This window comes from Streptomyces sp. NPDC014656 (genome assembly GCF_043084305.1).
Taxonomy (GTDB): Bacteria; Actinomycetota; Actinomycetes; order Streptomycetales; family Streptomycetaceae; genus Streptomyces.
This window is the reverse complement of the sequence record NZ_JBIBZN010000016.1, coordinates 25168-37960: the sequence shown is the minus strand read 5'-3', so window position 1 is coordinate 37960 and position 12793 is coordinate 25168. Positions and strand designations below refer to the sequence as shown.

Genomic DNA, 12793 nt, shown 5'->3' with positions numbered 1-12793 from the left:
TGCCTCTCACCAGCCCGCTCAGACCGCGAGGACCTGGCGCTTGTTGTAGGTGCCGCAGCTCGGGCACGCGATGTGCTGCAGCTTCGGCTCCTGGCAACGCTCGCACGAAACCAGGGTGGGGACCGCAGCCTTCCACTGCGACCGGCGGTGGCGCGTGTTGCTGCGCGACATCTTCCGCTTCGGAACAGCCACGGCTACTTCTCCTGCTTCTCGTCGACACCGGTAGCGGCGTCGCTCATGTTGTCCTTCTCGTCGGCTCCCAGCGAACCGGCGAGTTCCTGCAGTGCCGCCCAACGGATGTCGGTGGCGTCGTGGTGGTGGTCGGGGTGGTCGTTCAGGTTGATTCCGCATTCGGAACACAGACCCGCACAGTCCTCCCGGCACACCGGCTGCATCGGCAGAGCGAGCACCACGGCGTCACGCAGCACGGGTTCGAGGTCGAACATGCCGTCCTCGAGGGGGGTCATGCTCTCGTCTTCATCGTCCTCGTCGTCCGCGACCGCTTTGACACGGCCCCGGTCGTCGGAGTCGGGGTACGAGAACATCTCCTGGAAGTCCGCGTCGAGCTCCAGCTCGACGGGCTCCAGACACCTTACGCACTCCCCCTCGGCCGATGCACGGGCGGTGCCTGTGACAAGCACCCCTTCCATGACCGACTCGAGTCGGAGCTCGATCTCCACCGGAGCGCCCTCGGGCACTCCGACGACCCCGGCGACGCCGAGATCGGCGGGCGCGTCGACCGTGCGGGAGATCCGCTGGAGGGCACCGGGACGCCGCCCCAGCTCGTGCGTGTCGAACACGAGGGGGTTGCGGTGGTCGAGGCGCGTGCTCAGGGTTCTTCCTGCTTTCGGATCGTTCGCGTCGCAAGTTCAGGGGCTGCCGCTTGCGGGCAGCAGGGATCGCGGGCATACACGCGACCGAAGAGCCAGGATACTGGACGCTTCGCCCAGGGCCCAATCCGGCCCCTCCGGCGCCCTCCGGCTACTGCTGGCCCTGCTCGTAGCGGCGCAGCTGCTCCAGGTCGATCATGCTCGTGTCGAAGAAGCTGGTCTCGTCGAGCGCGGCCGGCTGGGGCTGGACCTGGGGCTGCTGCTGGTAGCCGTACGGATCCTGCTGCTGGTAGCCGTACGGGTCCGCCTGCTGCGGCTGCTGGTACGCGTAGGGGTCCTGCTGCTGGTAGCCGTACGGGTCCGCCTGCTGGGGCTGCTGGTAGCCGTACGGGTCCTGCTGGGCCGGGATCTGCGCGGCGACGGGGGCGGGGGCGGCGACGGGGGCGGCCGGCGCCGGGTCGGCGAGCTCCGCGAGGCCGGCGAGGTAGTCGGCGTCGCTGGTGTGCACGGAGTGGCCGAGGCCGTCCTGGGCGGCCATGTGCTCGCCGAGGTCGTCGGTGGCGATCCGGCCGTGCAGCTTCTGCCGGCCGCGGCCGACGGCCTCCAGGGTCTTGGAGAGGACCGCCTCGAAGGCGCCCAGCTTGGCGTCCACGTACTCGTCGGCGCGGGCGATGAGGGTCTGCGGGTCCGCGCTGTACTCGGGGGCGTCCTCGTCGGCGTAGCCGTGCTCGTCCAGGCCGGGGCCGCGGCCGAGCAGCTTCTCGCGGCCGCGGTCGACGGAGCCGATGGTCTTGTTGAGGACGACCTCGAAGTTGGCGAGCTTGGAGTCGACGTACTCGTCGGCCTCGGCCCGGACCTCCTCGGCCTCCCGGCGGGCCTCGGAGAGGATCCGGTCGGCCTCCTCCTGGGACTGCCGGGCGATCTGGGTGTCGGAGACGATCGTGCCGCGCTCGGCGTGGGCGGCCTCGATGATCCGCTCGGCCTCCTGGCGGGCCTGCTCGACCATCTGCTCGCGGCCGCCGATGAGCTCCTGGGCCTGGGCGAGGGAGTTCGGCAGGGCGTCCCGCACCTCGGCGAGGAGGGCGAGCAGATCGGCGCGGTTGACCACGCAGGAGGCCGACATGGGCATCGAGCGGGCGCCTTGTACGGTCGCGACGATCTCGTCGAGCTTCTTCTGCACGTCCACCGGGTGCTCGCCACTCTCTACAGCTGGATGGAGACGGACGGGACGACTGTAAGGGCAGTCGTGGCCCGTCCGACACCAGGTGACGGAGCGTCAGCGGCGGTGGCCGCGCGTCACTTCCCGCGGAGCCGCTCGGTCAGCCGGCCGAGGACCGGCGCGGGCACCAGGTGGGAGACGTCCCCGCCCCAGGCGGCGACCTCCTTGACCAGCGAGGACGACAGGAAGCTGTACGTCGGGTTGGTGGGCACGAACAGCGTCTCGACGCCCGAGAGGCCGATGTTCATCTGGGCCATCTGGAGCTCGTAGTCGAAATCGCTGACCGCGCGCAGGCCCTTGACGATGGCGGGGATGTCCCGCTGCTTGCAGAAGTCGACGAGCAGGCCGTGGAAGGACTCCACCTCGACGTTGCCGAAGTCGGCGGTGACCTCGCGGATCAGCTCGATCCGCTCGTCGACCGCGAACAGGCCCTTCTTGGACTGGTTGATCATCACCGCGACGTGCACGACGTCGTACAGCTTGGAGGCGCGGGCGATGATGTCGAGATGTCCGTTGGTGATGGGGTCGAACGACCCCGGGCAGACGGCGCGGCGCACCCTGGTTCCCTCGCTCTCCGGTCCGGTCATCGTGCGTCTTCGCACGTAGAGGCGGCGCGACCGTACCAAAACGTTCCCTCGCCGTAGCGACGGGACCGCAGTGGTTCGAAGCCGTCCGGCCAGCCGAAGGCGCCGCCTCGGGTGCTGCGCTCCACGGTGACGACGGCATCCTCGCTCAGCCAGCCCCCTGAGCGCAGTGTGAGGAGGATCTCCCGCAGTTCGTCGTCCGGGACCGCGTAGGGCGGGTCGAGGAAGACCAGGTCGTACGGCTCGGCCGGGGCCGGTCCGGTGACGACCTGCTCGGCCTTGCCGGTCCTGGCCTCGGCGCCGGGCAGGCCGAGGGTCCGCACGTTCTCCCGGACGGTGCGGGAGGCGCGGGCGTCGGCCTCGACGAGCAGCGCGTGGGCGGCGCCGCGGGAGAGCGCCTCCAGGCCGACGGCTCCGGAGCCGGCGTACAGGTCGGCGACCCGGGCCCCCTCGATGCCGTGGAGCGCCTCCCAGGTGGAGAAGAGGCCTTCGCGCGCCCGGTCGGAGGTGGGGCGGGTGCCGTTGCCCGGGGGCACGGCCAGGCGCCGTCCGCCGGCGGTGCCGGCGATCACGCGGGTCATCGGTTTCCTCGTCCTGCGTCGTCCAGTGCGTACGCCCCAGGATATGGCCGTACGGGCCGGGGGCCCGGTCAGCCCTTCTCCAGGTACTCCTCCCGCTCCTCGCTGAGCAGGGCGTCCAGGGCGGTGCGCAGCCCCGGGTGGGCGTCGAGGTCCGGGTCGGCGAGGACGAGGGCGGTGGCCTCCTCGCGGGCGGCGGCGATGACCTCCTCGTCCTCGATGACGGTGAGGACCCTGAGGGAGGAGCGGACGCCGGACTGGGCCTGGCCGAGGACGTCGCCCTCGCGGCGCTGTTCGAGGTCGATGCGGGAGAGCTCGAAGCCGTCGAGGGTGGCGGCGACGGCGGCGAGGCGCTGCCGGGCGGGGCTCGCCTCGGGCATCTCGGTGACGAGGAGGCAGAGGCCGGGGGCGGAGCCGCGGCCGACCCGGCCGCGGAGCTGGTGGAGCTGGGAGACGCCGAAGCGGTCGGCGTCCATGATCACCATGGCGGTGGCGTTGGGCACGTTGACGCCGACCTCGATGACGGTGGTGGCGACGAGGACGTCGAGCTCGCCGGCGGCGAAGCGGCGCATGACGTCGTCCTTGTCGTCGGGGTGCATGCGCCCGTGCAGGACGGCGATCCGGAGGCCGGCGAGGGGGCCCGCGCCGAGCTTCTCGGCGACGTCGAGGACGGCGAGCGGGGGCCGCTTCTCGGCCTCGTCCTCGGCGGAGGGCTTGCGCTTGGCGGCCTTCTTCCGGTCCTCCTCGTCCCCGATGCGGGGGCAGACCACGTACGCCTGGTGCCCGTTGCCGACCTCCTCGCGGACCCGCTCCCAGGCGCGGGTGAGGAAGTGCGGCTTGTCGGCGGCGGGGACGACGTGGCTGGCGATCGGGGAACGGCCGGCGGGGAGCTGGTCGAGGACGGAGGTCTCCAGGTCGCCGAAGACGGTCATGGCGACCGTCCGGGGGATCGGGGTGGCCGTCATGACGAGGAGGTGCGGGGGCTGTTTGCCCTTGCCGCGGAGCGCGTCGCGCTGTTCGACGCCGAAGCGGTGCTGCTCGTCGACGACGACGAGGCCGAGGTCGTGGAACTTGACCTTGTCCTCGATGAGCGCGTGCGTCCCGATGACGATCCCGGCCTCGCCGGTGACCAGGTCGAGCAGGGCCTGCCGGCGTGCGGCTGTGCCCATGGAGCCGGTGAGCAGCACGACCTTGGTGGCCCGCTCGGCCCCGCCGAGCATGCCGCCCTCGGCGAGCTCGCCCATCATCTCGGTGACCGACCGGTGGTGCTGCTGGGCGAGGACCTCGGTGGGGGCGAGCATCGCGGCCTGTCCCCCGGCGTCGACCACGGCGAGCATGGCCCGCAGGGCGACCATGGTGTTGTGCGTCACGGTGAAGTGATCGGTCACGTAGGCGTGGCTGGGATGGGCGACGCTGATGCACTGCACAGGCTTGCGGCCGACGTGCTCGACCGCGCGGATCGCCCGCCGGAAGCTGTCGTACTTCGGCCTCGGGCCCATCCGGCGGGCCTTCCGGGCGAGCCGGAACGGCGGGTGGTCCTCCGGGAGCGCGATCGAGACGTGGAACGCCTCGCGCTCCGGCAGCACGCGTGCCCGGCCGCCCAGTGAGCGGACCAGCCAGGCCACGTCGTCGGCGAGCCTTCTGGAAGCCGAGCAGAACGACACGCTCAGCCCTTGGGCGTCCACGGTGCCGTCCGTGTCCATGAGTCCCTGCAGGACCGCGAGACGGTTCTTGACCGAGGTGTTCCTGAAGGGGGCCGGCAGGAACTTGTCGTGCGGCGAGACCCCCCAGAGGCCCAGTTCCCGCAGGACGCCGATCACCGGATTGCGCCGGATTCCCCCTTCCGGGGCCTGCGTTCCGATGGTGTGGTCGAAGCGCGAGCCGGGGACGGGCACGACGACGCGGTCCTGAGCCGGAGCGGAAGTCACCGCGGTCAGGATCTCCTCGTCCGCCGTCGAGAGCCGCAGGTCGCGCCGGAAGGACCCGTCTCCCAGCAGCACCCCGAAGACGTAGGGGTCGAGGGGCGGTTCCGTGCCGTCGCCGAGGTCCACGGGGGTGGCCACCGGGAGGTACCACTTCGACGAACCGTCGGCCTTGGACGTGTCCGCGCGGATCTCGCGGGTCGTCATGACCTTCGGCTCCTGCCCCCGGTCCCAGGCGCAGCTCGTCCCGACGATCCACAGGTGCTCGTCGTCGCACTCGACGGAGGTGCCGTCCGAGAGCACGAGACGCCAGACGTCCCGCTCCCCCTGGGGGTAGACGCCGTCGACCGTGCTGATCTCTCCGCTGGGGACCACGATCTCGTCGCCGGGGGAGATCTCTCCCATCGTCCTGAACCCCGCGGGGGTGAGGACGAGGGCGTCGAGGGGCTGCGCTTTGCCCGAGCCGACCTCGCCCTGGAGGAGGCGGTGCATGGGGTGGTCGGTGGCGAGGTCGTCGAAGATCTCCCGGGAGACCTTGTTCTGGCCGTCGGTGAGGGTGAAGGGGAGCTTGGCGTCGAAGGCGGTGAGGAGGCCGTCCGCGGCGGGGCGGCGGGGGACGGCGGGGAGCTGGGTGTCGGCGTGCCGGCGGCGGGCGAGGGCGACCTGGAGGACGAAGGCCTCGTCCCACTTGAGGCGGTCGCGGGCGGCGGCGACGTCGGCCTTGGTGCGGGGGCGGTGGATCAGGTTCAGGGCCTCGGGGAGTCCGACGAGGCCGCGGCCCTCGCGGAGCGCCTCGGGGAGCGGGTCGACGGCGTCCGCGGCGCCGGGCAGGACGGCGTCGACGGCCTTGGCGATCTTCCAGGACTCCATCCTGGTGGTGGCCGGGTAGATCGGGATGAGGGCGCCGGCCCAGGTGTCCACCGCCACGTCGCCTTCGCCGCGCAGGAGTTCGTAGGCGGGGTGGGCGAGCTGGAGGCGGCGGTTGAAGAGCGAGACCTTGCCGGAGAACATCGCGCGGGTGCCGGGCACCAGGTCGTGGTGCGGCTTGTGGACGCCCTTGCCGAAGAAGACCAGCTGGAGGCGGCCGGAGCCGTCGGTGATGGTCACTTCGAGGCGCTGGTTGCGGCCCTTGGGTCCGTTGAAGGTGTGCACCCGGGCGTCGGCGACCTGGGCGACGACCGTGACGTGCTCGTCGAGGGGGAGGTCGGAGAGGGTGGTCAGCTCGCCCCGCTCCGCGTACCGCCGGGGGTAGTGGTGGAGGAGGTCGCCGACCGTGTGCAGGTCGAGGGCCTCGGCCAGGACCTTGACGGTGGCGGGGCTGAGGGATTTCTTGAGGGGTTCGTCGAGCGCGGACACGCGTCCCATTGCACACCACGACGCCGACAATCGGGGCGAGGCCCGTGGACGGCCTTCCGGAGGGCTCCGGCTACTCGACGCCGATGAGCAGCGGCGGGGCGCCTTCGCCCGCGTGGTAGGTGACGGTGTCGACGGCGAGGTAGCCGCGCCGGACGTGGGTCTCCAGGAGGGCGGCGAGGCCGGGCGGGGTGCCGTCGGCGACGACGAGGGTGACGAGTTCGCCGCCGGCCTGGAGCATCCGGTCGAGGACCGTGCGGGCGGTGTCGGTGAGGTCCTGGCCGATGACGGCGACGTCGCCCTCGATGAGGCCGAGGACGTCGCCGGCCTGGCAGACGCCGGCGCTGGTGAAGGACTGGCGCTCGGCGACGGCGAGTTCGGCGTAGCGGGTGGCGCCGGCGGCGGCGGTCATGGCGACGACGTCCTCGTCGAAGCTGCGGTCGGGTTCGTGGACGGCGAGGGCGGCGATGCCCTGGACGGCGGCCCGGGTGGGGATGAGGGCGACCCGGATGCCCTCGGCGCGGGCCCGTTCGGCGGCGGCCGCGGCGGCGGACCGCAGGTCGGTGTCGTTGGGCAGGAGGACGACCTCGCGCGCGTGGGCGCGGCGGACGGCGGCGAGGAGGTCGTCGCCGGCGGGCGGTTCGCCGGGCCGGGCCTGGACGGTGGTGGCGCCGGCCTCGGCGCAGAGCCCGGCGAGTCCTTCGCCGGGGAGGACGGCGACGACGGCCCGGTGGGCGCGTTCCCCACGCGCGCGTGCGGGTGCCCCGTCCGGGCGGTCGGCCTCCGGCGCGGGGGCGGCGCTCGCGAAGTGGGTGATGCGGATCCGGTGCGGGCGGCCCGCCTCGATCCCGGCCTCGACGGCGGCGCCCGCGTCGTCGACGTGGACGTGGACGTTCCAGAGCCCGTCGCCGCCGACGACGACGAGGGAGTCGCCGAGGGCGTCCAGCCGGGCCCTGAGGAGTTCGACGGCGGCGTCCTCGGCCTCCAGGAGGTACAGGACCTCGTAGCCGGGCCCCTCGCCGCCGGGCCCGCAGGTCTCCTCCGGGGCGGGAGCCCGGGCGGGGGCGGGGGACGGCGGCAGGGTTTCCGGCGCCCGTCCGGTCACCGTCTCCACCAGTGCGCCGAGGACGGCCACCAGGCCCTGTCCGCCCGCGTCCACGACCCCGGCGCGGCCCAGCACGGCCAGCTGGCCGGGGGTGGCCTCCAGGGCCGTCCTGGCCCCCTCGTAGGCCCTCCTGGCCACGTCGGGGAGGGTCCCGCCGTCCGCGCAGCCGGCCGCGGCGGCGGTGGCGACGGTGAGGATGGTGCCCTCCTCGGGGCGGGCGACGGCTTCGCGCGCGGAGACGGCGGCGGCGGCGAGGGCGCGGGCCAGGTGGTCGCCGTCGGCGCCCTCGGCGAGCACGCCGGCCATGCCGCGCAGCAGCTGGGAGAGGATGGTGCCGGAGTTGCCGCGGGCTCCGAGGAGCGCGCCGTGGGCCATGGCCCGGACGGCGTCCGCGGTGTCGGGGGCGGAGGCTCCGGGGGCGGCGAAGACGGCCTCGACGGCCCGGTGGGCGGCGTCGGCGGTCAGGTGCAGGTTGGTGCCGGTGTCGCCGTCGGCGACGGGGAAGACGTTGATGGCGTCGATCGCGGCCCGCTCCCGCCCGAGCGCCTCGGCCGTCCGCGCGCTCCAGGCCCGGACCGCCCCGGCGTCGAGGACGAGACGCTCGTCACTCCGGGCGGCGGGGTCGAAGGGCTGCGGGGCTCGCGACAACGGGGGTCCTCCTTCGGCGGTGAAGCTCCCCGCAGGGTAGACCGGGGCCCGTCGGCTCCGGGGGCCGGGACGGAGTCGGACCGGACCGTGGTAGTTTCGTTCCACCGGAGCGGTCGTTGTATGCTGCTTCGGTTGCCCGGCACTCGCCGGGCCATCCCCGGCAAGCCACTTCAGACTCCTGATTCCGGTGCGCCGGATCTCACTGTAAATCTGAAGTCTTTGGAGTGACCCGTGGCTGCCAACTGCGACGTCTGCGGCAAGGGGCCGGGCTTCGGCAACAACATTTCGCACTCGCACCGCCGTACGTCTCGTCGCTGGAACCCGAACATCCAGCGTGTGCGTGCCGTGGTCGGTCGGACGCCGAAGCGGCTCAACGTCTGCACCTCGTGCATCAAGGCCGGCAAGGTCTCGCGCTAATCGCGACGTTTCCGAGTCGTAGCGCAGCCCCTGCGGTTGCCTTGAAAGGCCGGTCCACCTCGGTGGACCGGCCTTTCGCCTTGCCCGTGTGACGGAGGGCGGGTCCGGCCTCGGGGCCGGGCCCGCCCTTCGCCGTGTCAGCGGCGGCGCCACCCGTGGTCCACGGGCCCGATGCCCTCCCCCAGGGCGAAGCCCGCGGCGATGGCGCCGGTCACGTACGCCTTCGCCTCCCGTACGGCCTGCGGCACGGGCAGCCCCTTGGCCAGGCCCGAAGCGACCGCCGAGGCGAGGGTGCAGCCGGTGCCGTGGGTGTGCCGGTTGTCGTACCGGGGGGCGTGCAGCCAGTGCTCCTCGGTGCCGTCGGTGAGGAGATCCACGACCTCGGCGGCGTCCCCGGGCAGGTGGCCGCCCTTGATGAGCGCCCAGCGCGGTCCGTGGCCGAGGATCGCGTCGGCGGCCCGGCGCATCCCGTCCTCGTCCTCGACCACGATGCCCGTGAGCTGGGTCACCTCGTCCAGGTTGGGCGTGGCGACCGTCGCGGTCGGCAGCAGCCGTTTCCGTACGGACTCCAGGGCGGAGGCCGCGAGCAGCGGGTCGCCGTGCTTGGAGACGCCGACCGGGTCGACGACCACGGGCGCGTCCGTGCCCGCGAGGAGTTCGGCGACGGTCTCGACGAGCGGGGCGGTGGCGAGCATGCCGGTCTTGACGGCGTGGACGCCGATGTCGTCGACGACGGCCCGGTACTGGGCGCGGACCGCCTCCTCGGGGAGCTCCCAGACGCCGTGCACCCCCCGCGAGTTCTGGGCGGTGACGGCGGTGACCACGCTCATGCCGTGGACGCCGAGGGCGAGCATGGTCTTGAGGTCGGCCTGGATGCCGGCGCCGCCGCCGGAGTCGGATCCGGCGACGGTGAGCACCAGGGGCGGCGGGGTGGTCACTCGGTCTCCCCGAAGTGGTCCCAGCCGCCGGCGCTGTGCCAGGGGGCGCCGTCGACGGTCACCTGGGGCAGCGCGGAGGGGGCGATGACCTCTCCGATGACCTTCCAGCGGGCGGGCAGCTTCACGTCCGGCGGGAAGGTGGCGACGATCGCGTGGTCCTCGCCCCCGGTGAGGACCCACTGGAGCGGGTCGACGCCGACGGCCTGGCCGATGTCGTGCATCTGGCCGGGGATGTCGATGAGTCCGGAGCGCAGGTCGATGCGGACGTTGCTGGCCTCGGCGATGTGGCCGAGGTCGGCGATGAGGCCGTCGCTGACGTCGCACATGGCGGTGGCGCCGAGCCCGGCGGCGGCCGGGCCCGCGTGGTAGGGGGGTTCGGGTCGGCGGTGGGCCTCGACGAAGGCGCGCGGGGAGCGGAAGCCTCGGGAGAGGACCGCGTAGCCGGCGGCGGACCAGCCGAGCCAGCCGGTGTAGGCGACGACGTCGCCGGGCTGGGCGCCGCCCCGGGTGACCGGGTCGGCGTTGCGGAGGTCGCCGAGGGCGGTGATGGAGACCATGATCGTGTCGCCGCGGACGACGTCTCCGCCGACCACCGCGGCGCCGGCGACCTGACATTCGTCGCGCAGCCCGTCCATGAGTTCCGTGGGCCAGGTGACCGGGAGTTCGGCGGGGACGACGAGGCCGAGGAGGAGCGCGGTGGGGACCGCGCCCATGGCCGCGATGTCGGCGAGGTTCTGCGCGGCGGCCTTGCGGCCGACGTCGTAGGCCGTCGACCAGTCGCGCCGGAAGTGACGTCCTTCGAGCAGGATGTCCGTGCTGGCCACCACGCGCCGGTCCGGGGCGGAGACCACGGCGGCGTCGTCGCCGGGCCCGATCCGTACCGCCGGGGTGGAGGTGAGCCGGGACGTGAGCTCCTTGATGAGCCCGAACTCGCCCAGTTCTCCGACTGTGCCCTTCACCGCGTCTCACCTCGTGTCGTCGTGCCGGCCGGCGGTCGGCGGAGCGTCCGTGCGCGCCGCGGGTCGCGGGCCGTCACCGTGCTGGGTACCGTCAAGTTGACCGTCAACTTCTGTCCTGTGTACGCCACACCCCGGGCGCCCCGGAAGGCGCGGGTCTCCCCGCGGCTCGCGGCGACGCGGTACCGTGGCGTCTCTTTCTCCCACAAGATCCTCGTGGCCGCCCTGGAGGTTCCGTGGTACAGGCGTACATCCTGATTCAGACCGAGGTGGGCAAGGCGTCGACCGTCGCCGACACCATCGCCAAGATCCCGGGGGTGATCCAGGCAGAGGACGTGACCGGACCGTACGACGTGATCGTGCGGGCCCAGGCCGACACGGTCGACGAGCTCGGTCGCATGGTGGTCGCGAAAGTCCAGCAAGTGGACGGCATCACGCGCACCCTGACCTGCCCGGTCGTCCATCTGTAGCCCCCGTCTACCCTTGGCCGGTGACCTCTTCCCACCGGCCTCTCGGCCTGCCCGTCCCGGCCGCCGTCCTGCTGCTGGCCGTCACCGGCTGCTCCGCCGGCGCCCAGGCGTCGGTACCGGTGCCGACGCCGCCCGCGGCGGAGGCGGCGCTCTGCCGTGCGCTGGCGAAGGAGCTCCCGGACACCGTGGCGGGGCAGGAGCGGAGCGATCCGTCCCCCGACTCGGAGCTGACCGCCGGGTGGGGTGACGGAGCGATCGTACTGCGCTGCGGGGTTCCCCGGCCCGAAAAGATGAGCGATCCCCAGGCGCGGGCCGTCTCGGCCGAGAACGTCCGCTGGATGCTGGAGCAGCCGGAGGCCGGCGGCCCCCGTTTCACCTCGGTGTACCGGAAGACGTACGTCGAGGTCGCCCTGGACGAGCGGTACGCCCACGACATCGCGCCGCTGGTCGATCTGGCCGCTCCGGTGGACCGGGCGGTGCCGTGCGCCCTGGAGCCCGAGTGCCGTTAGGCCGCGCGGCGGGCCCGGTCCCCCCGGCCGGGCCCTTCCGGCGCTAGCGCAGGCCGGTGGAGCGGGTCAGCGCGGCCTGGACGAGCCGGTCGACCAGCTCGGGGTAGCTCACGCCGCTCTCCTGCCACATGCGCGGGTACATGGAGATCGGGGTGAACCCGGGCATGGTGTTGATCTCGTTGATGACGAAGTCGCCGTCCTCGGTGAGGAAGAAGTCGGCGCGGACCAGGCCCTCGCAGGAGACGGCCTCGTAGGCGGCGACGGCCAGGCGCTGGACCTCGGCGGTGGCCTCGTCGCCGATCGGGGCGGGCACCAGACCGGAGGCCGAGTCGATGTACTTGGCCTCGAAGTCGTAGAAGTCGTGGTCGGTGACCGGCGGGATCTCGGCGGGCACGCTGGCGCGCGGGCCGTCCTCGAACTCCAGGACGCCGCACTCGATCTCGCGGCCGCGCAGCAGCGCCTCCACGATGATCTTCGGGTCGTAGCGGCGGGCCTCCTCGACGGCCTCGTCGAGGCCGGAGAGGTCGTCGACCTTGGTGATGCCGACGGAGGAGCCGCCCCGGGCCGGCTTCACGAAGAGCGGCCAGCCGTGGTCGGCGGCGAACTCGACGATCTTCTTGCGGGCCTCGGCCGGGTTGCGGTCCCACTCGCGCGGCCGGATCACCTCGTACGGGCCGACGGGCAGGCCGTAGGAGACGAAGACCCGCTTCATGTACTCCTTGTCCTGGCCGACGGCGGAGGCGAGGACGCCCGCGCCGACGTACGGGATGCCGGAGAGTTCCAGGAGGCCCTGCAGGGTGCCGTCCTCGCCGTAGGGGCCGTGGAGCACGGGGAAGACGACGTCGACCTCGCCGAGGGCCTTCGGCAGGGAGCCGGGCTCGTGGAGGACGACCTCGCGGTCCGCCGGGTCGACCGGGAGGACCACGCCGCCGGTCGGCGACTCGGCGAGCTGGGCGACGTCCGGCAGGGAGCGCTCGGTGATCGCCATCCGCTCGGGGGCGTCGGCGGTCAGCGCCCAGCGCCCCTCCCGGGTGATGCCGATGGGCAGCACGTCGTACTTGGTCCGGTCGATCGCCTTCAGGACGGCGCCGGCGGTGACGACGGAGATGGCGTGCTCGGAGCTGCGTCCGCCGAAGACGACGGCCACGCGCGGCTTGCGGGGGCTCTGGGTGTTCTCGCTCATATCGCGATGAGCGTACCTTGCGGTGTCCGAACTCCTGAGCGCCCCGCGTGCCGTCCCGCCCGTCCGGACCAGCGGTGCCGG

13 protein-coding genes are annotated in these 12793 nt (G+C 72.9%); 3 read left to right on the top strand and 10 right to left on the bottom strand.

All coding sequences use genetic code 11. From position 1 onward, the window contains the following. Positions 1 to 18: 18 nt before the first annotated feature. The 7 genes from rpmF to ACF1ED_RS29845 all read right to left on the bottom strand — a co-directional run bounded on the left by rpmF (position 19) and on the right by ACF1ED_RS29845 (position 8239). Positions 19 to 192, bottom strand: a complete 174-nt coding sequence (gene rpmF, locus ACF1ED_RS29875) for a 50S ribosomal protein L32 (RefSeq protein ID WP_043229344.1) — start codon at positions 190 to 192, stop codon at positions 19 to 21. Positions 193 to 194: 2 nt separating this feature from the next. Beyond that, complete coding sequence (locus tag ACF1ED_RS29870; protein WP_391765894.1) at positions 195 to 833, bottom strand: YceD family protein; 639 nt, start codon at positions 831 to 833, stop codon at positions 195 to 197. A 148-nt stretch (positions 834 to 981) separates the two neighbouring features. Beyond that, positions 982 to 2016, bottom strand: a complete 1035-nt coding sequence (locus ACF1ED_RS29865; protein ID WP_391765674.1) for an ATP synthase F0 subunit B — start codon at positions 2014 to 2016, stop codon at positions 982 to 984. A gap of 110 nt (positions 2017 to 2126) precedes the next feature. Continuing rightward, positions 2127 to 2606, bottom strand: coding sequence for a pantetheine-phosphate adenylyltransferase (gene coaD / locus ACF1ED_RS29860; protein WP_391765892.1), 480 nt, complete (start codon positions 2604 to 2606; stop codon positions 2127 to 2129). Between the two features lie 26 nt (positions 2607 to 2632). Then, positions 2633 to 3214 carry a 16S rRNA (guanine(966)-N(2))-methyltransferase RsmD gene (gene rsmD, locus ACF1ED_RS29855; protein WP_391765672.1) on the bottom strand — a complete coding sequence of 194 codons (582 nt, stop codon included), beginning with the start codon at positions 3212 to 3214 and terminating at the stop codon, positions 2633 to 2635. A gap of 68 nt (positions 3215 to 3282) precedes the next feature. Beyond that, on the bottom strand, positions 3283 to 6498 hold the full coding sequence (locus ACF1ED_RS29850) for a helicase-related protein (protein ID WP_391765670.1): 3216 nt from the start codon (positions 6496 to 6498) through the stop codon (positions 3283 to 3285). Between the two features lie 61 nt (positions 6499 to 6559). Continuing rightward, the gene (locus ACF1ED_RS29845; RefSeq protein WP_391765668.1) at positions 6560 to 8239 is read right to left on the bottom strand and encodes a DAK2 domain-containing protein; all 1680 of its coding nucleotides are present in this window, start codon (positions 8237 to 8239) and stop codon (positions 6560 to 6562) included. Between the two features lie 231 nt (positions 8240 to 8470). On the opposite strand from ACF1ED_RS29845, the gene rpmB reads away from it, so the two are divergent. Further along, on the top strand, positions 8471 to 8656 hold the full coding sequence (gene rpmB / locus ACF1ED_RS29840; protein ID WP_003957616.1) for a 50S ribosomal protein L28: 186 nt from the start codon (positions 8471 to 8473) through the stop codon (positions 8654 to 8656). Between the two features lie 137 nt (positions 8657 to 8793). Here rpmB and thiD read toward each other — a convergent pair whose 3' ends face one another. Together thiD and ACF1ED_RS29830 are read right to left on the bottom strand one after the other, a co-directional pair. Next, the gene (gene thiD, locus ACF1ED_RS29835) at positions 8794 to 9594 is read right to left on the bottom strand and encodes a bifunctional hydroxymethylpyrimidine kinase/phosphomethylpyrimidine kinase (protein ID WP_391765666.1); all 801 of its coding nucleotides are present in this window, start codon (positions 9592 to 9594) and stop codon (positions 8794 to 8796) included. Then, positions 9591 to 10553 carry a thiamine-phosphate kinase gene (locus tag ACF1ED_RS29830; protein WP_351108858.1) on the bottom strand — a complete coding sequence of 321 codons (963 nt, stop codon included), beginning with the start codon at positions 10551 to 10553 and terminating at the stop codon, positions 9591 to 9593. Before ACF1ED_RS29830 ends, thiD begins: the two co-directional genes overlap by 4 nt. A 233-nt stretch (positions 10554 to 10786) precedes the next feature. On the opposite strand from ACF1ED_RS29830, the gene ACF1ED_RS29825 reads away from it, so the two are divergent. Both ACF1ED_RS29825 and ACF1ED_RS29820 read left to right on the top strand, forming a co-directional pair. Continuing rightward, positions 10787 to 11020, top strand: a complete 234-nt coding sequence (locus ACF1ED_RS29825; RefSeq protein ID WP_030496958.1) for an Lrp/AsnC family transcriptional regulator — start codon at positions 10787 to 10789, stop codon at positions 11018 to 11020. A gap of 20 nt (positions 11021 to 11040) precedes the next feature. Continuing rightward, positions 11041 to 11529 carry a DUF3515 domain-containing protein gene (locus ACF1ED_RS29820; RefSeq protein ID WP_391765663.1) on the top strand — a complete coding sequence of 163 codons (489 nt, stop codon included), beginning with the start codon at positions 11041 to 11043 and terminating at the stop codon, positions 11527 to 11529. Positions 11530 to 11572: 43 nt separating this feature from the next. Here the strand turns inward: ACF1ED_RS29820 and ACF1ED_RS29815 are convergent, their stop codons facing one another. After that, on the bottom strand, positions 11573 to 12712 hold the full coding sequence (locus tag ACF1ED_RS29815) for a D-alanine--D-alanine ligase family protein (protein WP_391765661.1): 1140 nt from the start codon (positions 12710 to 12712) through the stop codon (positions 11573 to 11575). Positions 12713 to 12793 lie beyond the last annotated feature (81 nt).